General features: G+C 48.4%; 19 protein-coding genes. 14 read left to right on the top strand and 5 right to left on the bottom strand.

Annotated elements, in window-relative coordinates:
* Positions 1-239 precede the first annotated feature (239 nt).
* On the bottom strand, positions 240-704 hold the full coding sequence (gene argR, locus J3369_RS17680) for a transcriptional regulator ArgR (protein ID WP_119502583.1): 465 nt from the start codon (positions 702-704) through the stop codon (positions 240-242).
* 225 nt (positions 705-929) lie between these two features.
* On the opposite strand from argR, the gene mdh reads away from it, so the two are divergent.
* On the top strand, positions 930-1,868 hold the full coding sequence (gene mdh / locus J3369_RS17675) for a malate dehydrogenase (protein WP_349589420.1): 939 nt from the start codon (positions 930-932) through the stop codon (positions 1,866-1,868).
* A 138-nt stretch (positions 1,869-2,006) separates the two neighbouring features.
* Here mdh and J3369_RS17670 read toward each other — a convergent pair whose 3' ends face one another.
* The 3 genes from J3369_RS17670 to J3369_RS17660 form a co-directional block, all read right to left on the bottom strand.
* Positions 2,007-3,293: an NADPH cytochrome P450 oxidoreductase family protein gene (locus J3369_RS17670; protein ID WP_349589417.1), complete on the bottom strand. Its 1,287-nt coding sequence runs from the start codon at positions 3,291-3,293 to the stop codon at positions 2,007-2,009.
* Positions 3,294-3,341: 48 nt separating this feature from the next.
* Positions 3,342-3,941 (bottom strand): PepSY-associated TM helix domain-containing protein, encoded by a 600-nt coding sequence (locus tag J3369_RS17665; RefSeq protein WP_349589414.1) that lies wholly within the window; start codon positions 3,939-3,941, stop codon positions 3,342-3,344.
* 142 nt (positions 3,942-4,083) lie between these two features.
* Positions 4,084-6,459, bottom strand: coding sequence for a TonB-dependent hemoglobin/transferrin/lactoferrin family receptor (locus J3369_RS17660; RefSeq protein ID WP_349589411.1), 2,376 nt, complete (start codon positions 6,457-6,459; stop codon positions 4,084-4,086).
* 195 nt (positions 6,460-6,654) lie between these two features.
* Here J3369_RS17660 and J3369_RS17655 point away from each other — a divergent pair, with 195 nt between their 5' ends.
* The 3 genes from J3369_RS17655 to J3369_RS17645 are packed head-to-tail and all read left to right on the top strand — an operon-like array spanning position 6,655 to position 9,771.
* Positions 6,655-7,443, top strand: a complete 789-nt coding sequence (locus tag J3369_RS17655; RefSeq protein ID WP_349589409.1) for a DUF4198 domain-containing protein — start codon at positions 6,655-6,657, stop codon at positions 7,441-7,443.
* A 10-nt stretch (positions 7,444-7,453) separates the two neighbouring features.
* Positions 7,454-8,368 carry an EF-hand domain-containing protein gene (locus J3369_RS17650; RefSeq protein WP_349589407.1) on the top strand — a complete coding sequence of 305 codons (915 nt, stop codon included), beginning with the start codon at positions 7,454-7,456 and terminating at the stop codon, positions 8,366-8,368.
* On the top strand, positions 8,365-9,771 hold the full coding sequence (locus tag J3369_RS17645; RefSeq protein ID WP_349589404.1) for a DUF2271 domain-containing protein: 1,407 nt from the start codon (positions 8,365-8,367) through the stop codon (positions 9,769-9,771). The genes J3369_RS17650 and J3369_RS17645 overlap by 4 nt, the downstream gene beginning before the upstream one ends.
* An 82-nt stretch (positions 9,772-9,853) precedes the next feature.
* Here J3369_RS17645 and ppc read toward each other — a convergent pair whose 3' ends face one another.
* On the bottom strand, positions 9,854-12,478 hold the full coding sequence (gene ppc / locus J3369_RS17640; protein WP_349589402.1) for a phosphoenolpyruvate carboxylase: 2,625 nt from the start codon (positions 12,476-12,478) through the stop codon (positions 9,854-9,856).
* A gap of 233 nt (positions 12,479-12,711) precedes the next feature.
* Between ppc and bamJ the strand changes: the two genes are divergently transcribed.
* From bamJ to nqrM, 10 genes are all read left to right on the top strand, one after another.
* Entirely contained in the window at positions 12,712-13,332 is a 621-nt protein-coding gene (gene bamJ, locus J3369_RS17635) for a BamJ family beta-barrel-assembly machinery protein (RefSeq protein ID WP_303574898.1), read from the top strand.
* Between the two features lie 146 nt (positions 13,333-13,478).
* Positions 13,479-14,657: an enoyl-ACP reductase FabV gene (fabV, locus tag J3369_RS17630; protein ID WP_303574897.1), complete on the top strand. Its 1,179-nt coding sequence runs from the start codon at positions 13,479-13,481 to the stop codon at positions 14,655-14,657.
* Positions 14,658-15,341: 684 nt separating this feature from the next.
* Positions 15,342-16,679, top strand: a complete 1,338-nt coding sequence (locus tag J3369_RS17625) for a Na(+)-translocating NADH-quinone reductase subunit A (RefSeq protein ID WP_349589399.1) — start codon at positions 15,342-15,344, stop codon at positions 16,677-16,679.
* Between the two features lie 3 nt (positions 16,680-16,682).
* On the top strand, positions 16,683-17,882 hold the full coding sequence (locus J3369_RS17620) for an NADH:ubiquinone reductase (Na(+)-transporting) subunit B (protein WP_349589397.1): 1,200 nt from the start codon (positions 16,683-16,685) through the stop codon (positions 17,880-17,882).
* The gene (locus tag J3369_RS17615) at positions 17,872-18,636 is read left to right on the top strand and encodes a Na(+)-translocating NADH-quinone reductase subunit C (RefSeq protein WP_349589394.1); all 765 of its coding nucleotides are present in this window, start codon (positions 17,872-17,874) and stop codon (positions 18,634-18,636) included. The genes J3369_RS17620 and J3369_RS17615 overlap by 11 nt, the downstream gene beginning before the upstream one ends.
* A gap of 12 nt (positions 18,637-18,648) precedes the next feature.
* The gene (locus J3369_RS17610) at positions 18,649-19,281 is read left to right on the top strand and encodes an NADH:ubiquinone reductase (Na(+)-transporting) subunit D (protein ID WP_303574894.1); all 633 of its coding nucleotides are present in this window, start codon (positions 18,649-18,651) and stop codon (positions 19,279-19,281) included.
* Between the two features lie 3 nt (positions 19,282-19,284).
* A complete protein-coding gene (nqrE, locus tag J3369_RS17605; protein WP_349589390.1) occupies positions 19,285-19,893 on the top strand; it encodes an NADH:ubiquinone reductase (Na(+)-transporting) subunit E in 609 nt (202 codons plus the stop codon).
* A 20-nt stretch (positions 19,894-19,913) separates the two neighbouring features.
* Positions 19,914-21,143: an NADH:ubiquinone reductase (Na(+)-transporting) subunit F gene (gene nqrF / locus J3369_RS17600; protein ID WP_303574892.1), complete on the top strand. Its 1,230-nt coding sequence runs from the start codon at positions 19,914-19,916 to the stop codon at positions 21,141-21,143.
* Positions 21,144-21,209: 66 nt separating this feature from the next.
* Positions 21,210-22,229: an FAD:protein FMN transferase gene (locus tag J3369_RS17595; RefSeq protein WP_502877489.1), complete on the top strand. Its 1,020-nt coding sequence runs from the start codon at positions 21,210-21,212 to the stop codon at positions 22,227-22,229.
* Positions 22,230-22,238: 9 nt separating this feature from the next.
* Entirely contained in the window at positions 22,239-22,472 is a 234-nt protein-coding gene (gene nqrM, locus J3369_RS17590) for a (Na+)-NQR maturation NqrM (protein WP_119502567.1), read from the top strand.
* Positions 22,473-22,479: the final 7 nt, after the last annotated feature.

Genomic DNA, 22,479 nt, shown 5'->3' with positions numbered 1-22,479 from the left:
CCGGAGCTGACGGCGCTAAGCGCTTTCCCGTCAGTTTGCTGAAGCAGAGTGTAACGACAAGGTGGGTTAAGGTCGGGTTAACGCGGTTTTATGAGAAGGCAGATAAGCGAAAAAGCGGGACGAATTTACTCATTCACCGGCGTTTTTGACGTGAATGAACGCGCCATTTACAAAGGGGGTACAATGCTGAAGGAATAAAAAAAGCACCTGAAAAGGTGCTTTGTGCAATAGCAACTGTGTCAGACGTTTTCGAACAGGTTCTCTACGCGTTGACGAATTTCTTCAATACGGGTGACGTCAGCCGGGGCGATAAAAATCGTATCATCACCGGCAATGGTACCCAGCACGCCGTCTTTCTGACTCAGAGAGTCAAGCAATCTTGCGATAAGCTGTGCGGCACCGGGGCTGGTTCTTATGATTACCATCACATTATTGTGTACAATGTCGAGCACGAGCTGTTTAAGCGGACTTTTCGCCGTAGGCATGCCAAGTTCAGGTGGTAGACAGTAAACCATATCACCGCGGGCATTTCGCGTTCTTACCGCGCCGAATTTACTCAGCATACGGGACACTTTTGATTGGCTGATGTTATCAAAACCCTGTGATTTCAGTGCTTCAACGATTTCACCCTGAGACCCGAAGCTTTCTGCTTTCAGGATCTCTTTGAAGGCTTTGATCATCTTTTCTTGTTTTACGTTAGCCATATTTTCCTGTCGTATTTGGTGTTTAAGGGTACAAACCGCTATTATTGTGCCGTAGTCATCACATTTAAGCAATATTTATGCATATCCATTCAAATTATTGCATAATCTTGCGGCTTATACCCATTATGCATGCATAAGACCATTGGGTGATTGAGTTTTTTTACGCGTTGATTTACTGTGACGCTCCGTTTTTTTGACGAGTAACTATTCCATAGGAGAAATGGTATGAAAGTAGCCGTGTTAGGTGCTGCCGGTGGTATTGGTCAAGCGCTGTCATTGTTGTTGAAAACACAATTGCCAGCAGGTTCTGAATTAGCGTTATATGACGTTGCGCCAGTTGTTCCTGGTGTTGCTGTTGACCTGAGCCACATCCCCACCGCGGTGAAAGTTACCGGTCATGGTAAAGATGATCTGGCTGATGCGCTTACCGGTTGTGACGTTGTTCTTATTCCGGCCGGCGTTCCGCGTAAGCCTGGTATGGACCGTTCTGACCTGTTCAACATCAATGCCGGTATCGTTAAGAACCTGATTGAAGGTGTTGCTGATAGCTGTCCTTCTGCTTGTGTTGGTATTATCACTAACCCTGTAAACACTACTGTTGCTATCGCTGCTGAAACGCTGAAAGCAAAAGGCGTTTACGACAAGAACAAGCTGTTCGGTGTTACTACTCTGGATGTGATCCGTGCTGAGACTTTCGTGTCTGAACTGAAAGGTCTGGACGTATCAAGCGTACATGTTCCTGTAATCGGTGGTCACTCCGGTACGACTATCCTGCCTCTGCTGAGCCAGGTTGAAGGTGTTTCTTTCACTGACGAAGAAGTAGCAAGCCTGACTACACGCATCCAGAATGCAGGTACTGAGGTTGTTGAAGCGAAAGCTGGCGGCGGTTCTGCGACGCTTTCTATGGGTCAGGCTGCAGCACGTTTCTGTCTGTCTCTGGTTGCTGCAATGCAAGGTGAAAACGTTGTTGAGTACACTTATGTACAAACTGACGACAGCGATGACGCGGCATTCTTCGCACACCCTGTACGTTTAGGTCCTAACGGCGTTGAAGAAATTCTGCCATACGGCGAGCTGAGCGCTTTCGAACAAAAAGCGAAAGACGACATGCTGGAAGGCCTGCGTGGCGACATCAAAATTGGTGTTGAATTCGTAAACGGCTAATCCCGTTTCGATAATGTATTGAAAAACCGGCTCTCAAAAGCCGGTTTTTTTATGCCCTGATTTCAGGCACAGAATGAATTGTTTGAAAGTACAGGATGATTTAACGATGACAGCGCTCCTGAACGATATCAGAGAGACTTAATACACATCCCTGTGATAACGGTGACTGTCGGTTAACTGTTGCACCTGTTCCTCTCCGAGCATCCTGATTAATGTGTGGTGTACGCCTTCACCCATACCATCGTAGCTGCCGCAGACGTATATCTGGCCGTCATTGTTTACCACATCACGAAGCGCGTCTTCGCTTTGCTGCAGCGCTTGTTGCACATACATAGGGTGGTCCGGACAACGCGAAAATACCCGTTTCACGTTAACATTGGCTGCGTTCAGCGCCTGTGCAGGAATAACCTCTGACAGAATGTCATCAAGTTCCCGCGTGCGTTCACCAAATAACACATAGACTGGCGCAGTATGTTGCTGCTCTGCTGCCTGCATCCACTGAGCACGGATACCTGCCAGTCCACTGCCGGCAGCTATCAGAAGTAGTGGTTTGTTGTTAAGTGTAAGGTGGCAGGCGGGGTTTACATGCAACCTGGCTTTAATTGTGTCGTTCATCTTCAACTGCTGTGTCAGCCACCCTGAGGTCAGGCCCTGACGGCCGTCCTCTTTTATCGCCAGCCTTACAATCAATTTAATGATGTTACTTTCGCTGCTTACAGAGGCGATAGTGTAGCTGCGGGCGATTTCCCCTGATGTATTCAAAGGCAGTACATCAAGAATATCACCGGCTTGCCATTGCTGAGCATTGTGCCCGGCGTGCAGATCGATTTCAAAAAGCGGGTGACGGGGACCACTGTTGAGTTGTCGCCGGCGGATAAGCGTGAAATCCTCATACGCGGGTACAGCCACACTTGCAGATGAGTATTGTGCCAGTGCGGCAGTCTCCTCACCTTTACTGTGATCAAGCTTAACCAGTGGCACAACGGGGCTGGCACCCAATGCATTCAAACGCTTATCGATATGTTCACCGAAAGCACAAAAATGCGGATATTTACTGTCTCCCAGCGCAATGACTTCATACTCGAGATGAGATAATTCAGTTTCGTTCCTGCGGGTGCGGTTCAGGGCTTTGAAAAATGAACGTCCGTTATCGGGCGGCTCACCATGACCGTAAGTACTTACTACAAATAAAACCCTTTCGAATTCTTTCAGACGCTCCGGTGTGATGGCTGATAATGGCATCAGTAAACCGTGTTTAAATTCACTGTGGTTTGCAGCATATGCTTTTGCCAGTGCCTGTGCGGTACCTGTCTGGCTTGCCCAGGCAATCAGAATGTTGCTTTCCTGAGTGTGCTGCCTCAGCAAATGCTTCCCTTTGTGTTTCCAGAACAGATAGCCAACCCAGAGGGAATAGGCCGCTACCATGAAAAGCCCCGTTAGTAGTCGTTCAAACTCGGTCACAACCAGAATACCTTAATGAATAAAAACCAGCATAATGAAAACAGGGATGAGGAAACCCAGTGCCGTTACCGGCCAGGTTGAGGCTTTGTGAGGCGCCTGTTTTATCAGTAATTGCAGTCCGGTGACGGTGAAAATAATCACTACCACAGAAAAAATATCAATAAACCATTGCCACACTGTGCCGGTATTCCGGCCTTTATGTAAGTCGTTAAAATAAGCTATCCAGCCGCGATCTGAGCCTTCGTAAACTAATTCACCCATTTCGGTATCCACCGACAACCAGTGATCCTGACCGGGACCGGGCCAGGAAACATACAGCTCAACACCATCCCATTCTCCTTCCTTATCAGACGGCGGCGTGATGCGCTGAGGGTCAGCCAGCCAATTTCTTAATGAAGCGGGCAGGGCGACAGAGCCTTCAGGCAACTCACTGATATCAGACAGCACATTATCCGGTAATTCCGCCTCAACATTTCTTACCTGCGGGGCGACTTCAATATCCGCCGCGTGATTAAGCGTGATACCGGTTATGGCGAACATGAACATGCCAATCATACAGATGGCGGCTGAAATCCAGTGCCATTGCCGGGCACTGCCAAGGGAAAATCGCATAGTGTTACTCAAATTCGGGAATACAGGCTTTGTAACATAATTCAAAGCAGGATAGGGATATGATAATGGGAATTATTATTTTTTGAAGTGAAGCCGGCCCACATAGCAGGCCGGTTATCGTCATATCAGAGTAATTTGGTTATCAGAAAGTGTAAGTGATATAGGCACTTGCGCTTCGTCCCGGTTCAGAGAACCGTTGGTAACCGGTACCGCTGACACCTGAGAAGAAACCACCATTACCTGAGCGAAGATTGTCTACAACACCCCAGTTGTAGAATTCCTTATCTGTCAGGTTGTAGATAGCTGCTGTGAGTGTCAGGTTTTCTGTGATCGCATAGAAACCGGTAAGGTCAAACACGGTATAGCTTTGCGGGTAGAAGAAAGGGCCACTGCCATTGTTCAGCGAGGTAAAACTCTTCTGATCAGACTCATCCATTCCGGCTGAATAAACAATGTGGGCTTTAATACCCCAATTGCGCTCGTCTGAAAGGTAACCAAGGCTCACCGTCGCAGAGTCAGGTGCCAGAGTCTCAAGATCGTCCCCTTTATCGTAGAAGTCGAAATCACCTTCGCTGGCCGGTGTGTATTCAGACAGGTATTCACCGTCCAGGGCGGAATACGTCAGGCGACCGGTAATATTGTCTGTGAATAAATAAAAGGCACTGAATTCAATCCCTTCTACTTTTATTTCACCGGAGTTCTGTGCCTGGGTATAGACGTCTTCGGTCAGTACTTCACTTGTACAGGTACCGGTGTAGTAACTGCAGGTTTCAATATTTACTTCAGCATCATAAGGGGTAGAAAACGTTTCGCTTTGGATGCGGTTTGTATAGTTTGTTCTGAACGCGGTCAGGCTGATAAAGCCTCGTTCGAACTGAGCCAGGTAGCTGATTTCATAGTTAACAGACTTTTCCGCATCCAGGTTCGGATTCGATATTTCGTCAATGTCCTGATACACCGTGCCGGTAACTGTATCCGTAATTTCTTCGCCGGAGTTAGTACCAAAATAGAGTTCCTGCAGCGTCGGTGCTTTATAGCCCTGACTGATTTTTGCCTGAATTTCCTGACCGGGAACGAATTCATAGCTTAATCCTACTTCACCGATAAGCGCGTTAAACTGTGCATCGGAAACGCTCTGGCCCAGCGGATCGGAAAAACTGTCATTTAATTCCGGCTCATAGTCTGTTTTGTCGTAGCGTGCACCTACATACAGTTTTACTACTTCGTTCAGTGCCATGGTGTCGGCAGCATACACAGACAGTACATGTTTATCTGATGCAGGAACAAAACCCTGATCCAGAATTGGGTAACCATCGAGTACCGGGTCGCTGGTGGTTTCACCATCGTAGCGGCGGTCGTACATGATGTTTTCTACGGACACAGACTGATAATTCACACCGTAAGCAAAGTCATGGTTGATATCCCCTTCAACCGACTTTTTAAGGTCGATATTCAGACTGGTGGAATCCTGTTCAAAGCTGCGATCTTCCTGACGAAGGATCACGGCACCCTGGCTTGAGTAAAGAAAAGAGGTCAGGCCGGATGTGTACAGTTGCTGATAATCTGCTTTCACTTCAATGCTGTCGAAGAAAAGGTTACCGGCATTGTCCTGTTTATAGAAAATACCCGCGCGCTCGCGGTTATTTTCATCATTACTGCTGAAATTGTAATAGCTGGCAGTTTCACCTTCGGCCGGTTCACGGGATAACGGCGTGCCATCTGAAGAGCGGTCAGTTTTTTCGTAAACCACACCAATTTGTGCATCTTCAGATAAGTTATAGGCCAGCTTCAGCAGCACGGCATCTGAAGTGTTATCCATCGGATCGGCCTGTCCACGTGCTGGTCCGGCAATATCTGCACCGTTGCCGTGGGCTTCTGTTTCATTGCCGTCACGACGGGTGTATTGCAACAGACTTTCAAAATTGCCGGTACGGTTTGCAACAGAGCCGTTGATCAACCATTCGTTTGAACGTGAATCGAAACCGGTTTTGACTCTGCCGCCGGTTGCATCGCCGGACACAGGCAGAAAATCTGCGGCATCATTAGTGACATAGGTTACTGCCCCGGCCAGTGCGCCTGAGCCGTTTGCGACAGCACTTGGACCTTTCGAAATTGTTACGGTTTTAACGTGTTCAAGTTCTACCTGACCACGGCTCGAACCGAACATGCCGTAAGCAGCAAAGCTTGACGGGTTAAGGGTTTCACCCTGAGAGATACCGTCTACGGTTACGGCAACAGCATCGCCTTCCAGACCGCGGATATTGAATCCATCGTCACCGAAGCGGTTTCCAGAATCATTAATTTGAACGCCGGCTTCATAGCGGGCGGTATCTTCGATGTTGGTAATTGATTGTTCTGCCAGCGTTTTAGCATCCAGAGTAACCGCAGTGGATGTCATTTCTTTACTGTCTTCGCTCTGTACTTTGGTTGTGGCGAGTTGTTCTTTTTCTTGTGCGAAAACATTACCAGACAAGATCGCCGTGACTGCAAAAAACAGGGCTGACCGTTTGAAGTTCATGAGTGGCTCCGTGCAATATTAATAAAAGTGCAAATGATTAGTATTTAGATCTAAGTGGCGAAAAGGGGAGAGTTATGCGATGCGCAGAAAAGGTGTTTAACACTATCGCCGCTTAGATTTGATTGAGGATGATATTGATAACTATTCCTATTTGCAATAAGATCGGGAAACTTTTTACAACCTAAGTACTAAAAAATGAAAATAAAATCCTTAGCACTGGCAAGTACAATGATGATGCTTGCACCCATAGCGAACGCCCACACTCCTTACCTGAAACCGCTTAGTTTTGAGCCGGTTAGCCGTGACTCGATGACGCTGGATGCGTCATTCGCAGAGCAGTTTTTTGTGCCCGAAGTGGCCATCAGTAATGCACCTTTCGAGGTTGAGCAACCCGATGGCAGTATTGTACCTGTAGAAACGGTGGTGAATCTGAAAACCCGTAATGTCCTTGAACAGACACTGGAACAGGAAGGGACCTATAAGTTTTCCACCGGTAAGCGGTTGGGGGCGATTTTTCGCGTTTACGATTTGAATGGTGAGCGCGGTTCGGTGAGAGGAAATGAAGAACCTTTACCGGAAGGGGCTGTGTTGACAGAGCACTTCCAGTCGGTGACCAGCGCGGTTGCTTATGTGACGAAGAAAGGTCCTACTGAAAAAGTATTAGCCGGTACGGGCAAAGGACTGGAGATCGTGCCTGCGACCCACCCAAATGGTTTGTTTGCAGGGGACAGTTTTGAGTTCACGTTGCAATACGAAGGTAAACCGCTGGCTGAGCAGACGGTAACGGTGTATTTGGCCAATGATCAGTTCAGCGAAGAAGCAGATTTTCAAAAGCTAACGACCAACTCAAAAGGTGTTGCATCGGCCATCCTGGATAAACAGGGACTGTACTTGTTGCAGGTCCGGGTGAGAGAAGCTGCACCTGAAGGCGAAGCGGTGCCACTTTACAGCTACACAACCACGTTGACGTTAGAAGCTTTTTAAGGAAACCATCATGAAAACCCGTATGTCTCTTATTGCTACTGCTTTAACCCTGCTTACCAGCACCTGCTCACTGGCCGCCCCTCACAGTGCCAGCGGTATTATTTTAACCTACGATCTGGACGGCAACGAAAAGCTGTCTCTGGAAGAGTTTGTTGATGCCCGCAGACAGCGTTTTGCCGCAACGGATACCAACCACAACGGTACCATCGAAGAAGATGAGTATGTTTACGAGTGGGAAGGTCATATGAAAACACGCATGGCGGATGACAGAAAAGCATCGGTGAAACAAACACATATTCGTTTCAACGCCATAGACAAAGATGACGATAAACAAATCACCAAAGCAGAAATGGACGCAGTGGGCGGACGGGGCTTTGACTTCATGGATCAGAATAAAGACGGGCTGATTCTGGCGTCTGATGCTGACCCGGTGCGCGAAGGCCGCAGTGCAGACAGTGATGAAAAGCCAAAGCTTGAGCAGCGCCCCATGCTGCGTATGCCGACCACGCATAATATCAAAGGCTTTATGGATTTATATGACACCAACGGTGACGGCAAAGTCGATAAGGCTGAATTTCAGGCTGTAAGAGATGAACAATTTGCCCGTACTGACGAGAATGGCGATAAGGTGCTGACTGAGCAGGAATATGTGCTGGAGTTTGAAGATCGTCTGGACGCTCAGTATGAAAAAACCTACGAGGGGCAGGTAAAACAGACTTACGTGCGTTTTGGTGTACTGGACAAAGACGAGAGCGGACACATGACATTTAGCGAATACATGCAGTCCGGCTTCCGTTCCTTCAGCCGCTACGATACCACCGGCGATGGTTTCATCACCATCGACGATCCGGCCCCGGTATTTGAACGAGAAAGCAACGATAATGACGACAAGGCAACACAAACTGCGAGTGTCAGTAATCCATGAAACGTCGCTTCATTATCTGCCTTCTGAGTGCCTGGACAGCGACAACTGTTCAGGCCGCCGGTTCAGCTCAACCTGAGCCGGCAAAGCAATCTTTTCACATTCAGCAGCCCGGCTACGATGTCACGGTTATCATGGAAAGTGGCGATGCAAAGGTTGAGCAGGAAGCGCTGAGTGCACTGATGCACGACACCGCAGAGGCTGTCGACCCGCAAGGCAGCTTACTGACGGAACTCTCCCGCGGGGGAACACATGAATTGCCATCCTGGTTGTACGGGGGCATCGCAAAGTGTGAAGCCTGGTTTCAACTGACAGAAGGGAAAGTCAGTTGCCGTAATGGTGCGCTTTACCGCTACTGGGAGCAGTACGTTGCCGGGAACGTATCCCCGGAACGGCGGGATGCACGGAAACTGGCGAGAGCATCCAGAGTTACGGCAGTGTCATTAACTGCGCCGGCACAACTTACTATGCCGGGGGCAATGCCTGACGGACCATTCTGGAACGTGGGCATTATCGGTGATGCACTGATGGTTAACCGGATTTCCGGTTATCTCACTGAGAAAGCCGGTGCCGGGGCTGCGTTTTCCGTTCAGGTGAACGACACAGTGTCCTTTTACGGGGCGTCGCCGGAGGAGCGTATGCTATTTGGTGAACCTGTGGCTGATCATAACGAGCCGTTTTCCGGTTCGGTCATAAATACTGTCACGAGAAAAGTTGTTGCCGGTGCAAAGGAAGCCGGCGTGCTGGACAGCAGTGATGGCTGGCCTTCCTCCGGTTTAACGTCTCATGTGGTGGCGAAGAATGTGTTTGATGCGGCTCTGGCCGCTCAGCTTGCGGTGATAACCACGACAACACAGATGCAGGATTTACTCAGCGACAAACAGGATGTGCTGGTAAAAACCACCGATAAGAAAGGCAGGGTGAATACGTCAGACGGCTACTTTGCTTTCTGGCAGGGGAAGGATGATGCTGGTGTGACTGCGCTGGATATCGATGTGACGCTGCCCCGTTTTAATGTCAGTAATTATCATGGCCCCTATGCGTCGGTATGGCTTACCGGTGAAGATGCTCAGCTGGTTAAAAGCTTATTAATTCGCGGAGACAGCCAGCGCTGGCTGACAGAATTAAGAGTGTGGTGGCGTAAAATTGGACGTACACATGAAGATTTCATTGACGGTTTTGCCGGTGCGACCCGCAAGAACAAGCCTCTGCACGTACACTGGGACGGATTTGACGAACAGGGAAGGCCGGTTACGGATAAGAAACTTGTGCTGAATGTAGAAGTTGCCCGGGAAGATGGCGGCCGTAACTATCAGAAAATCCCGCTGGACCTGAATGCCCTGATTAAGCAGCCCTTCCATACAGCCGGTAAAGGGGAGATTGGTGACATAACCGTATCGTTATAAGTGTGTGTGGCGGACAAGCCGTAACAGAAGCAAAAAAGCCGTCTTAATGACGGCTTTTGCATTTGGAAACGCTGACGGCGGATTAACCGGTATTACGCATACCGATTGCGATACCGGCGATGGTTACCATCATTGCACGTTCCAGCACAGGGTTTTGCGCGTCGTCACCAGCGGCACGGATACGTTCCAGTAACTCAATTTGCAGATAGTGCAGAGGCTGTAAGTAACCGGCGCGGATGTTCATGGATTCTTTACCCATAGGATCTTTATCCATGATGCTTTCCTGGCCCGTGAGACTCAGCAGCGAGTCAATACTCTCCTGCAGCTCATCACGCAGTGCTTTACCGAAATGTTTCAGTTCCGCAGGTACCAGACGCTCATCATAAGCTTCACTGATACGCGGATCGGCTTTGTTGAATACCATGTCCAGCATAGAAAGACGGGACCGGTAGAATGGCCATTCAGCGAACATTTCCTCAACCACTTTCGGGTCGCTCTCCGCTTTAACTGCATCTATGGCACGCATTACGCCCAGCCATGACGGCAGTACCAGACGGGTTTGCGCCCAGGCGAAAATCCACGGGATCGCACGTAAACTTTCAATCCCGCCCTGCGGCTTGCGCTTGGAAGGACGACTACCTAAAGGTAACTTACCCAGTTCCTGTTCCGGTGTGGCAACACGGAAATACGGCACAAAGTCTTTGTCCTGACGAACGGTACCGCGATAGTTATCGCGACCATTTGCTGCCATTTTGGTGATCAGCTCACGCCATTCCGGTTTTGGCTCCGGTGGCGGGAACAGCATCGCTTCAATAATGGCCGATGCGTAAATGCCCAGACTTTGCTTCGCCAGTTTAGGCATACCGAACTTATAACGGATGGTTTCACCCTGTTCAGTCACGCGGAAGCCACCGTCTAATGAGCCCGGAGGCTGTGAGTGAATAGCTGCGTGTGCAGGCAGACCACCACGACCAATTGTACCGCCGCGTCCGTGGAACAGTGTCAGTGTGGTTTCAAATTCGTCCGCCACTTTTACCAGCGCTTCCTGGGATTCATACTGTGCCCAGCCCGCTGCCAGTGCACCGGCATCTTTTGCTGAGTCAGAGTAGCCAATCATGACAAACTGTTTGCCTTTGATGTAGCCACGGTACCAGTCGATGGACAGCAGCTTGCGCATGACGGCAGGAGAGTTGTTCAGATCGTCCAGCGTTTCGAACAGCGGCGCCACCGGCATTGGCCAGTCTACACCGGCTTCCTGAAGCAGCAACTGAACAGCCATAACGTCAGACGGTTCACTGGCCATGGAAATGATGTAAATGCCGAAGCCTTCTTTGCCGTGCTGGGAAATAACCTTACAGGTATCCAGCACTTCTTTCACGTCGGCAGAGGCATCCCACTCGGCAGGGAACAGCGGACGCTTCGAGCTCAGTTCACGTAACAGGAATGCCTGTTTGTCAGCTTCACTCCACTGCGCGTAGTCACCCAGACCCAAATAGCGGGTAATCTCACTGAATACATCAGCATGACGCTCAGAATCCTGGCGCACATCCAGTTGCAGCAGGTGAATACCGAAACATTTCACCCGGCGGATGGTATCAAGCAGTAAACCGTTGGCGGTTACACTCATGCCACACTCAACCAGTGAGTCGTAGCACAGTAACAGAGGCTTCAGCAGTTCATCGTTATGTTGTACCCAGTCAGACTGGTCGACTTTTTTGCCGGACAGATAATCTGCAATACCGTCGCGGGTAGCACCACAGCGGCGAACCAGCGGACGCAACAGAGCGCGGTATGGTTCGTTAGCTTCTTCGCCCACTTCTTCACGAAGGGCAGCGCTGCAATCGAACATGGACAGTTCGACCTGTAAGCGGTCTAGGTCAGAGGCAAACAGTTTTGCGGCGCGTTTACGGGCCAGTAGCAGAACCTGCTCAGTCACTTTTGCGGTAACAAATGGGTTACCGTCACGGTCACCACCCATCCAGGAACTGAAGTGCACAGGTGCTGCATCCAGTGGCAGACTAACGTTGTAATCGGCTTTTAAGCGCTCATTCAGGTCACGGAGGAAATCCGGTACGGCTTCCCACAAAGAGTTTTCGATGACGGAGAAACCCCAGCGTGCTTCATCAACAGGCGTCGGACGAACTGAACGGATTTCTTCGGTATGCCATGCCTGACTAATCAGATCAGCGATACGGGTTTCAATACGCGTACGCTCGTGATCATCCAGAGATTCCTGGTGAATGCTTTGCAGGCATTGGGCGAGTTCTTTCTGCTTATGGATTAACGTACGGCGGGTCACTTCTGTAGGGTGAGCCGTGAGTACCAGGTCGATGTTCAGCTTCGACACTGCTTTTTGTACGTTTTCAACTGACAGATCAGCTTTATCGAGGTGTTTGAACAATGCATCCATAGATGCATCAACACTCATTGCACTGTTGTATTCCTGCTCGGCAATATTGCCCAGTGTCAGGAACTGTGCGAAAGCTCGTCCGACCGTCAAAAGATCAGAATCCGTCAGATTTTTGAAAATTTCTTTCAGATTTTCGCTACGGGTTGCATCGCCCTGAAATGAAGAACGACCATCTTTTCTGATGGTCTCAATGCGGTCTAACCATTCCTGACCTAATTCAGCTTTAATGGTTTCGCCAAGGACTTTTCCCAAGTACCGGACTGTGTCTTTCAGTTCGGCATCATAGTGTGATTGCATAGCATCCTCCTACTGTATATGCCCATAACCTTACTTCAAAATTGTTAAACTTGTCTAACCACTTTGAGTTATAAATTAAACCTTAATGAAAAGTTCATTTAACAAATCCCAAGCCCCAAGCATGTTGCAGCCCGATATGGTAAACTTGCCGGCAGGTTATTTCTTGGCCTTCAATGTAGTCATAATTAGCCCAAAAAATAAACAAATCTTGTAATTTAATTTCAGGAGTCAATGTGACCGATAAATATACCAGCGTAGAAACGCAAGCAAGTTACGGTGTTGGTTTCCAAATGGGAGAGCAACTTAAATCTAACCCATTCGAAGGCCTTGCGCTAGAAGCAGTTGTAGAAGGGTTAAGCGATGCGTTTAACGGCCAGGCTGCACAGGTTGACACCGATACCCTGCGTAATGCGTTCGGTGAAATCCATCAGCGTATGCAGGCTGCTAAAGCTGAGCAGAGCAAAGCGGTAATCGAAGAAGGTGAAGCATATCTGGCAAAGAACGCCGAGCGTGAAGAAGTCACTGTGACTGAAAGCGGCCTGCAGTATGAAATCATCGAAGCCGGTGAAGGCGACAAGCCTGCTGCTGACAGCAACGTGCGTGTTCACTACCACGGTACACTGATTGACGGTTCTGTTTTCGACAGTTCTTACAAACGCGGTCAGCCTGCTGAGTTCCCTGTTAACGGTGTTATCCGTGGCTGGACTGAAGCACTGCAGCTGATGCCTGTTGGCTCTAAGTGGAAACTGTTTATCCCTTACGAGCTGGCCTACGGCGAACAAGGTGCGGGTGGCGCAATTGCACCGTACTCTACATTAGTATTTGATGTAGAACTGCTGGATATTCTGGGCTAACTGCCTGCTGCGGCAGTCATCTGACTGCCGCTCTTTGCATCTTTGACGACTTTTCTCTTTAATAATTCAGAGCTGGATCTGCTCAGAGTTGTTATCCCGACAGACGCTATTACAATACGCGCACAATTAATAAAGGAAAAACTACTATGGTTATCAAGCCTAAAGTCAGAGGCTTCATCTGTACAAATGCGCACCCGGCAGGCTGTGCAGCTTCCGTAGCTGAGCAAATTGAATACGTTCGCCAGCAGGGCGTTCAGGGTGAAGGCCCGAAAAATGTTTTAGTGATCGGTTGTTCAACAGGGTACGGTCTGGCATCGCGGATCACTTCCGCCTTTGGCTATGGTGCTAAAACCTTAGGTGTTTGTTTCGAAAAAGAGCCGTCTGAGCGTAAAACAGCTACTGCTGGCTGGTATAACACTGCTGCATTTCATCAGCAGGCAGAGAGTAACGGACTGTACGCAAAAACCTTAAATGGCGATGCGTTCTCTGACGAGATGAAGGCGCAGGTGATTGAGCAAATTAAGGCAGACCTGGGTTCTGTGGATCTGGTCATTTATTCACTGGCATCTCCCCGCCGTACCGATCCTGTTTCAGGCGAAACCTATAAGTCTACGCTCAAGCCTGTTGGTCAGGCGTATACCACTAAAACCTACGACACAGATAAAGACAAAGTTCATGATGTGACGTTAGAGCCTGCCAACGATGAAGAAATTCACAACACCATCAAAGTGATGGGTGGCGAAGACTGGGAACGCTGGATGGATTTCCTCGGCGAAGCCGGTGTTCTGGCTGAAGGCTGTAAAACCACTGCCTATACGTATATCGGTAAAGAGCTTACCTGGCCTATTTATGGTCAGGCGACTATCGGTAAAGCGAAAGAAGACCTCGATCGCGCAGCTGCTGCGATTATTGGCAAGCACACAGAAAAACTGGTTGAAGCGAATGTATCTTCACTGAAAGCGCTGGTCACTCAGGCCAGTTCTGCTATTCCCGTGATGCCTCTGTATATCTCTTTGATCTACAAAGTGATGAAAGAAGAAGGTACCCACGAAGGCTGTATCGAACAAATCGCCGGCTTGTTCAGTGAGTGCTTGTACAGCGACAGCCCGACACTGGACGAAGCGAACCGTTACCGCATGGACGGTAAAGAAACCAATGATGCAACACAGGCGAAAATTAAAGCCCTGTGGGATCAGGTAACGCAGGAAAACTTCCACGAGTTAAGCGATTATGCCGGTTATCATCATGAGTTCCTGAAACTGTTCGGTTTTGACATTACCGGTGTTGACTACGACGCCGATGTAGATCCGCTGGTGAAGTGGTAATTCATTAATATTTTGCAGAAGCCGTCGTGACAGACGGCTTTTTTATACATTTTTTAATGTATCTGCAAAGTGTGTTTTGACAATGTGGATGAAATTTATGCAATAAGGGTTAACACGCAGTAATTAGGCGTTAAGTCTTAGTCAGTTTCGAAAAACTTTGTGGTAGACTTTCGCCGCCAATCCCAACCAGTGACTTATGTCATGGCATTACAATGTGTGACCCCGTTAAGCGTCAGACCAAAGATAGACTACAATAGAAGAGTTTTGGCTTAGGCGGATGTAACGATTACATAGCGAAAAACACACAGTGGTTATATTAAAAATTAACAAAAATTGTGGATAATCCATTATTTGCATAGCCTAAAGTGCTGCGATAATGCTAAAATCCCGTAGTTAAGTAGAGGGTATTTATATCCCTGCTTCCGGCTCACGCTTCAGTACTGCACCGGCAATAGCATGTGTGCAGGTTTCAGCTGATGTCCGGCCCTATAAAAATATAACGATAATATCCCGGCACGTATCGAGGTTTGCAACGCCGCAAGGTGAGTGCATGAACGCTGCAACGGAAAATCAATAAATAGTTTAGGTGACGGATACCTAATTTAGTAAGTGCGCTTCTGCATGCAGGCAGCGGATGCTGCAGTCATGCATAAGGGTTCTTCTATTAGAGTAGTGCGATTACGTATGATAAAAATCAAGAAAGGTCTCGACCTCCCTATTAAGGGAGCGCCGCAACAGCAAATCTCCGATGGATCTGCTGTCACGCGCGTTGCCGTTCTGGGAGAAGAATATGTTGGCATGCGTCCTACCATGCATGTCCAGGTTGGTGACAAAGTGGCTAAAGGCCAGATTCTTTTTGAAGACAAAAAGAATCCGGGCGTTAAGTTTACTGCACCAGCTGCGGGCGAAGTGGTAGAGGTAAACCGTGGTGCTAAACGTGTTCTTCAATCTGTAGTAGTAAAAATCGAAGGTAACGAAGCTGTTACTTTTGAGAAAATTGCTGCAGACCAGATCGCAAACGCTTCTCAGGAACAACTGCAAACCTTACTGGTAGACTCCGGTCTGTGGACTGCGTTACGCACGCGTCCGTTCAGTAAAGTACCTGCTTTAGGTTCTGTACCAGCTTCCATTTTTGTGAATGCAATGGATACCAACCCCCTTGCTGCAGATCCTGCGGCAATCATCGCTGAGCGCAGTGATGACTTTGTTGCCGGCCTGAAAGTGCTGAAGCAACTGAGTGGTGGCAAGGTTTACGTTTGTAAAGCCGCAGGCGCGTCAGTGTCTACCGGTGATGCGACTGTAGACGTTGCTGAGTTTGGTGGGCCGCACCCTGCAGGTCTTGCGGGTACGCACATTCATAACCTTGATCCGGTTGGCGCTAAGAAAACAGTCTGGTCTGTTAATTACCAGGATGTTCTTGCGTTTGGTGCTACCGTGACTACCGGTGAACTGGATAACCGTCGCGTTGTCTCGCTGGCAGGTCCTGCTGCGAAAAATCCTCGCCTGGTCAGAACACTTCTGGGTGCTGACATTGCAGAGCTGACAGCCGGTGAACTGGTTGAAGGTGAAGTACGTACAGTGTCAGGTTCTGTCCTGAACGGTACTACAGCGCAAGGTGTTCACGGTTTCTTAGGCCGTTATCACTTACAGGTTTCTGCGTTAAAAGAAGGTCGTGAGAAGAAATTCCTCGGCTGGATCACGCCGGGTTCTGATAAGCACTCTGTAACCCGTGCTTATTTAGGTCACCTGTCGTCGAAAGATTACGACATGACAACCACCACTAATGGTTCAGAGCGTTCAATGGTACCAATCGGTAACTATGAGCGTGTTATGCCATTAGACATTCTTCCTACACTGTTGTTACGTGATTTGATTGCGGGCGATACGGACAGTGCTCAGGCAATGGGTTGCCTTGAATTGGACGAAGAAGATTTAGCTCTGTGTACTTACGTATGCCCGGGCAAATACAGCTACGGTCCAATCCTGCGCAGTTGTTTAAGCACCATTGAGAAAGAGGGTTAAGTCATGGGTTTGAAAGCGTATCTGGAAAAAATCGAGCCGGATTTTGAACCGGGTGGTAAGTATGAAAAGTGGTATGCACTGTATGAAGCAGCGGCAACGGTTTTCTATACTCCCGGTAAAGTAAACAAAGCCGGTACTCATGTTCGTGACAGCATCGACCTGAAACGTATTATGATTATGGTATGGATGGCAACATTCCCGGCCATGTTCTTCGGTATGTACAACATCGGTTTGCAAGCGCAAGACGCGCTGGGTGCCGGTGCAACTGTACCAGACAGCTGGCAGGCAGCTATTTTCACTGCATTAGGTGGTGATTTGGCCAGTGCCGGCGGATTAGGCCTGTTCTTCTACGGTGCCTGCTTCTGGTTACCAATCTACGCAGTAACATTCGCAGTAGGTGGTTTCTGGGAAGTCCTTTTTGCATCAGTTCGTAAGCACGAAGTTAACGAAGGTTTCTTTGTTACTTCTGTTCTGTTCGCACTGACACTGCCCGCAACGATTCCATTATGGCAGGTTGCTCTGGGTATTACTTTTGGTGTTGTTATCGCTAAAGAAGTATTTGGTGGTACTGGCCGTAACTTCCTTAACCCAGCACTGTCTGGCCGTGCTTTCTTATACTTTGCGTACCCTGCTCAAATTTCAGGTGACCAGGTATGGGTAGCAGCCGATGGTTTCTCAGGTGCTACATCTTTAAGCCAGGCGGCTTCCGGTAACTTAGATTACAGCAACATGGATCAGTGGATGAACAGTTTCATCGGAACCATTTCAGGTTCTGCGGGTGAAGTCTCTGCACTGGCTATCATGATTGGTGGTCTGTTCATCATGTATATGCGAATTGCTAGCTGGCGTATTGTTGCCGGTGTTGCAGTAGGTGTAGCCTTCTTTGCTACTCTGCTTAACATGATTGGCAGCGACACTAACCCGATGTTTGCAATGCCTGCTCACTGGCACTTCGTTGTAGGTGGTCTTGCCTTTGGTATGTTCTTCATGGCAACTGACCCTGTATCAGCGTCGTTTACCAATAAAGGTAAGTGGGCATACGGTATCTTCATTGGTTTCATGACGGTACTGATCCGCGTCCTCAACCCTGCCTTCCCTGAAGGTGTAATGTTGGCCATTCTGTTTGCCAACCTGTGGGCGCCACTGTTCGACTATTTCGTCGCGCAAAGCAATATCAAGCGGAGGGTAGCTCGTGTCGGCTAAGAAAGAATCTTTAGGAAAAACAGTTGGCGTAGTAGTTGCCGTCTGTCTGGTTTGTTCAATTGTGGTGTCGGGTGCGGCTGTTGGTCTGCGCTCACTGCAACAAACAAACGCCCAATTGGATAAGCAAACAAACATTCTTACTGCTGCAGGTCTGTACGAGACTGGCATGAACAACGACACTATCAATGCAAAATTTGATGAGTTTGTTGAGCGCCGTTTTGTCGACTTAGACTCTGGTGAATTCACTGAAATGCCTTCACCTGATTTCGACATGTACAAAGCTGCAAAAGTAACTGAGACAAGCACGAAAGTGGTAAACAGCAATGTTGGCTTCCAACGTCGTCCTAATGTTGCCAGTGTCTATCTGGTACACAATGACGCCGGCGATGTTACCCGCGTGATCCTGCCGGTACACGGTAGCGGTCTGTGGGATCTGATGTACGGTTTCCTGGCAGTTGATGCCGACGGTGAAACTGTGAAAGAACTGATTTACTACCAGCAGAAAGAAACGCCGGGACTTGGCGGTGAAGTGCAAAACCCTGCATGGCAGGCAAAGTGGGATGGCAAGAAGCTGTATGATAACGGCGATGTTGCTATCGAGGTTAAGAAAAATGCTAACCCTGATAATCCTTACTCTGTAGATGCACTTTCCGGCGCAACCCTGACCAGTAATGGTGTTGAAAACACGATTCAGTACTGGGTAGGCGAGCAGGGCTTCGGTCCGTTCCTTAAGAAACAAGCATGGCGTTCATAAAGGGGTCTTATCGTGGCTGACACTAAAGAAATGAAAAAGGTCCTCTTTGGACCGATTTTAGACAACAACCCGATCGCCCTGCAGGTACTGGGTATCTGTTCTGCACTGGCGATTACGACAAAACTGGAAACGGCTCTGGTTATGGCACTGGCACTGACCAGCGTAACTGCGTTTTCTAACTTGTTTATCTCGGCAATCCGTAACCAGATTCCGTCAAGCGTACGTATCATCATTCAGATGACCATCATCGCTTCACTGGTAATCGTGGTAGACCAAATCCTGAAGGCTTACTCGTATGAGATCTCTAAGCAACTTTCGGTATTCGTAGGTCTGATTATTACCAACTGTATCGTAATGGGTCGTGCAGAAGCGTATGCGATGAAGAGTCCTCCGCTGATGAGCTTCCTGGACGGTATTGGTAACGGTCTGGGTTACTCTCTTATTCTGGTTTGTATTGGCACAGTCAAAGAACTGTTTGGCTTCGGTACCATTCTTGGTTTCGAAATTCTGCCGCTGGTACAAAACGGTGGCTGGTATCAGGGCAATGGCCTGTTGATCCTGCCATTCAGCTCATTCTTCCTGATCGGTGGCATGGTGTGGATTATCCGTACTTTCCGTCCGGAACAAGTCGAGCCTAAGGAGTAATTCGTGGAACATTATCTGTCTTTATTCGTTCGCTCGATCTTTATCGAGAACATGGCGCTGTCTTTATTCCTGGGTATGTGTACGTTTCTGGCCGTATCTAAGAAAGTAAAAACAGCGATGGGTCTGGGTGTAGCCGTTATTGTGGTACTGGGTATCTCTGTACCGGTAAACCAGATCATCTATGTAAACATTCTTGCTCCTGGTGCGCTGGCGTGGGCCGGTTTCCCGGATGCAGACTTAAGCTTCCTGAACTTCCTGACGTTCATCGGCGTTATCGCTGCGTTAGTACAGATTCTGGAAATGGCGTTAGATAAATTCTTCCCTGCGTTATACAACGCACTGGGAATCTTCCTGCCACTTATCACAGTTAACTGTGCAATCTTCGGTGGTGTGGCATTCGCGGTTCAACGTGAATATAACTTCACTGAAAGTATTGTCTACGGTGTAGGTAGTGGTATGGGCTGGGCGTTAGCTATCGTTTTGCTGGCCGCTGTTCGTGAAAAACTGAAATATGCTGATATGCCAGATGGTGTACGTGGTCTGGGCTCTGTGTTCATGATCGCAGGTCTGATGGCGTTAGGCTTCCAGTCTTTCACTGGTATCGCACTGTAATAACGCAAAGGAGCATATAAATGAGTATAGAAATGTTACTTGGCGTTGGCATGTTCATTGTCATCGTTCTGGCATTGGTTTTCATCATCATGTTTGCCAAGTCTAAGCTTGTGCCAAGCGGCGATGTAACCATCATGATCAACGGTGACCCTGAAAAGGCCATCACAACTCAGCCCGGCGGAAAGTTACTTGGCGCCCTGGCTGATGCTGGTATCTTCGTATCATCCGCGTGTGGTGGTGGTGGTTCATGTGGTCAGTGCCGGGTGGAAATCCACTCTGGTGGTGGTGAGATCCTGCCGACTGAACTGGACCACATCAGCAAGCGTGAAGCCCGTGAAGGTTGCCGTTTATCATGTCAGGTTGCTATTAAGCAGGACATGGAAATCGAACTGGAAGAAGAGATCTTTGGTGTTAAGAAGTGGGATTGTGAAGTTATTTCTAACGACAACAAAGCCACGTTCATCAAAGAGCTTAAGCTTAAAATTCCTAACGGTGAAAGCGTACCTTTCCGTGCTGGTGGTTACATTCAGATTGAAGCACCTGCTCACCACGTGAAGTACAAAGATTACGACATTCCTGAGAAGTTCCGTGGTGACTGGGAGCGTTTTGGTTTCTTCGACATCGAGTCTAAAGTCGACGAAGAAACTATCCGTGCTTACTCCATGGCGAACTACCCGGAAGAAGAAGGTATTATTATGCTGAACGTGCGTATTGCTACGCCGCCGCCTAATAACCTGACTCTGCCTGCCGGTAAAATGTCTTCGTACATCTGGAGCCTGAAAGAAGGTGATAAAGCCACGATTTCTGGTCCGTTCGGTGAATTCTTCGCGAAAGAAACTGACGCAGAAATGGTGTTTGTTGGCGGTGGTGCAGGTATGGCACCTATGCGTTCACACATCTTCGACCAGCTTCGTCGTCTGAAAACCGATCGTAAGATCACATTCTGGTACGGTGCCCGTTCACTGCGCGAAATGTTCTACGTAGAAGATTTCGATGAGCTGGCTGCCGAGAATGAAAACTTCGAATGGCATGTTGCTCTTTCTGACCCTCAACCTGAAGACAACTGGGATGGCTACACTGGCTTCATCCACAATGTCTTGCTTGAGAACTATCTGAAAGATCACCCTGCTCCGGAAGATTGTGAGTTCTACATGTGTGGTCCTCCCATGATGAACGCAGCTGTTATCAACATGCTGAAAGATCTTGGGGTAGAAGACGAAAATATCCTGCTTGATGACTTTGGTGGTTAATCAGCAAGCGGTATAATTAAAAAAGGGGGCATCGCCCCCTTTTTTAATAGATAAGGATAAGAAGTGATTAATCAGTATCTGCGTTTTAGTGTACTTGCTTTCGTTGTACTCTTTCTTAGTGCCTGTGGTGAGGAAGCCAAACAGGTTGTGCATTTACACGGAAATACCATGGGCACCACATACAATGTTAAGTATGTAGTGGATGATCGTGGTCAGGTTGATGGTCTGCAAGAGGCTATTGATGCCCGGTTAGTGGAAATTAATAAACTGATGTCGACCTATGACCCCACATCAGAATTATCCCGTTTTAACCAGAATCGTTACACCACGCCATTTCCGTTAAGTGATGAAACTTCACTGGTGGTGACTGAAGCTATCAGGCTCGGCAAGCTGAGTCATAACGTGCTGGACGTAACTGTGGGGCCGCTGGTGAATTTGTGGGGATTTGGTCCGAACAAACGTCCTGAAAAGGTGCCATCTGAAGAGCAAATTTCCGAGGTCCGTGAGTATGTCGGGCTGGATAAAATCAGTATTTCAGAACAGGGCCTGAAGAAGACGCATCCAATGGTTTATGTCGACCTGTCGACTATTGCCAAAGGCTACGGTGTAGATCAGGTTGCTGCGATTATGGAAGAAAATGATCTGCACAACTATCTGGTGGAAATAGGCGGTGAGATGCGTGTTAAAGGCGAGCGGGGGAATGGTGAGGAATGGTTAATAGCCATTGAGAAGCCGGTCTCAACGGAACGCTCGGTGCAGAAAATTGTCTCTATTGGTACGAATGCCATTGCCACATCAGGGGATTACCGCAATTACTATGAAATGGACGGTAAGCGTTATTCTCATCTGATTGATCCCCGAACCGGTAAACCCATTACTCATAATCTGGTATCGGTAACGGTGGTGGACCCGTCATCTATGACTGCTGATGGCCTTGCCACTGCGTTCAATGTGATGGGGTGGGATGAAGCTAAAGCGCTGGCGGAGAAAGAACATCTTGCCGTTTTCTTAATTCGTCGCACAGCAGATGGCTTTGAGGAGTATGCATCTCCTGAGTTTGATACTATGGTTGAAGTTAAGAATTAGGAGACGATGATGTCTACATTTATCCTCGCGTTTGTGTTTTTTCTTGCCATGGTACTGGCAATGGCTGTGGGTTATCTGATCCAGAAGAAGTCCATTTCCGGTAGTTGCGGCGGTTTAGGCGCACTGGGTATTGAGAAAGCCTGTGATTGTCCTGAGCCGTGTGATCGTAAGAAGATGCGCCTGGAACGTGAAGAAGCCAGACAGAAAAAAATTGCTGAGTGGAAGGATAACCAGATCCTGTAAATACTCA

This window comes from Alteromonas sp. NFXS44 (assembly GCF_040148705.1).
GTDB lineage: Bacteria > Pseudomonadota > Gammaproteobacteria > Enterobacterales > Alteromonadaceae > Alteromonas.
The sequence above is the reverse complement of the archived record's forward strand: the minus strand, read 5'-3'. Positions and strand labels throughout refer to the sequence as shown.

What these genes read in the sequence shown, in the direction of transcription:
- ppc (WP_349589402.1), bottom strand. Translation starts at nt 12,478, where the DNA reads ATGCAATCACACTATGATGCCGAACTGAAAGACACAGTCCGGTACTTG.
- J3369_RS17650 (WP_349589407.1), top strand. Translation starts at nt 7,454, where the DNA reads ATGAAAACCCGTATGTCTCTTATTGCTACTGCTTTAACCCTGCTTACC.
- J3369_RS17645 (WP_349589404.1), top strand. Translation starts at nt 8,365, where the DNA reads ATGAAACGTCGCTTCATTATCTGCCTTCTGAGTGCCTGGACAGCGACA.
- J3369_RS17625 (WP_349589399.1), top strand. Translation starts at nt 15,342, where the DNA reads ATGATAAAAATCAAGAAAGGTCTCGACCTCCCTATTAAGGGAGCGCCG.
- J3369_RS17655 (WP_349589409.1), top strand. Translation starts at nt 6,655, where the DNA reads ATGAAAATAAAATCCTTAGCACTGGCAAGTACAATGATGATGCTTGCA.
- J3369_RS17670 (WP_349589417.1), bottom strand. Translation starts at nt 3,293, where the DNA reads ATGGTAGCGGCCTATTCCCTCTGGGTTGGCTATCTGTTCTGGAAACAC.
- mdh (WP_349589420.1), top strand. Translation starts at nt 930, where the DNA reads ATGAAAGTAGCCGTGTTAGGTGCTGCCGGTGGTATTGGTCAAGCGCTG.
- J3369_RS17665 (WP_349589414.1), bottom strand. Translation starts at nt 3,941, where the DNA reads ATGCGATTTTCCCTTGGCAGTGCCCGGCAATGGCACTGGATTTCAGCC.
- argR (WP_119502583.1), bottom strand. Translation starts at nt 704, where the DNA reads ATGGCTAACGTAAAACAAGAAAAGATGATCAAAGCCTTCAAAGAGATC.
- J3369_RS17620 (WP_349589397.1), top strand. Translation starts at nt 16,683, where the DNA reads ATGGGTTTGAAAGCGTATCTGGAAAAAATCGAGCCGGATTTTGAACCG.
- J3369_RS17660 (WP_349589411.1), bottom strand. Translation starts at nt 6,459, where the DNA reads ATGAACTTCAAACGGTCAGCCCTGTTTTTTGCAGTCACGGCGATCTTG.
- nqrF (WP_303574892.1), top strand. Translation starts at nt 19,914, where the DNA reads ATGAGTATAGAAATGTTACTTGGCGTTGGCATGTTCATTGTCATCGTT.
- nqrM (WP_119502567.1), top strand. Translation starts at nt 22,239, where the DNA reads ATGTCTACATTTATCCTCGCGTTTGTGTTTTTTCTTGCCATGGTACTG.
- fabV (WP_303574897.1), top strand. Translation starts at nt 13,479, where the DNA reads ATGGTTATCAAGCCTAAAGTCAGAGGCTTCATCTGTACAAATGCGCAC.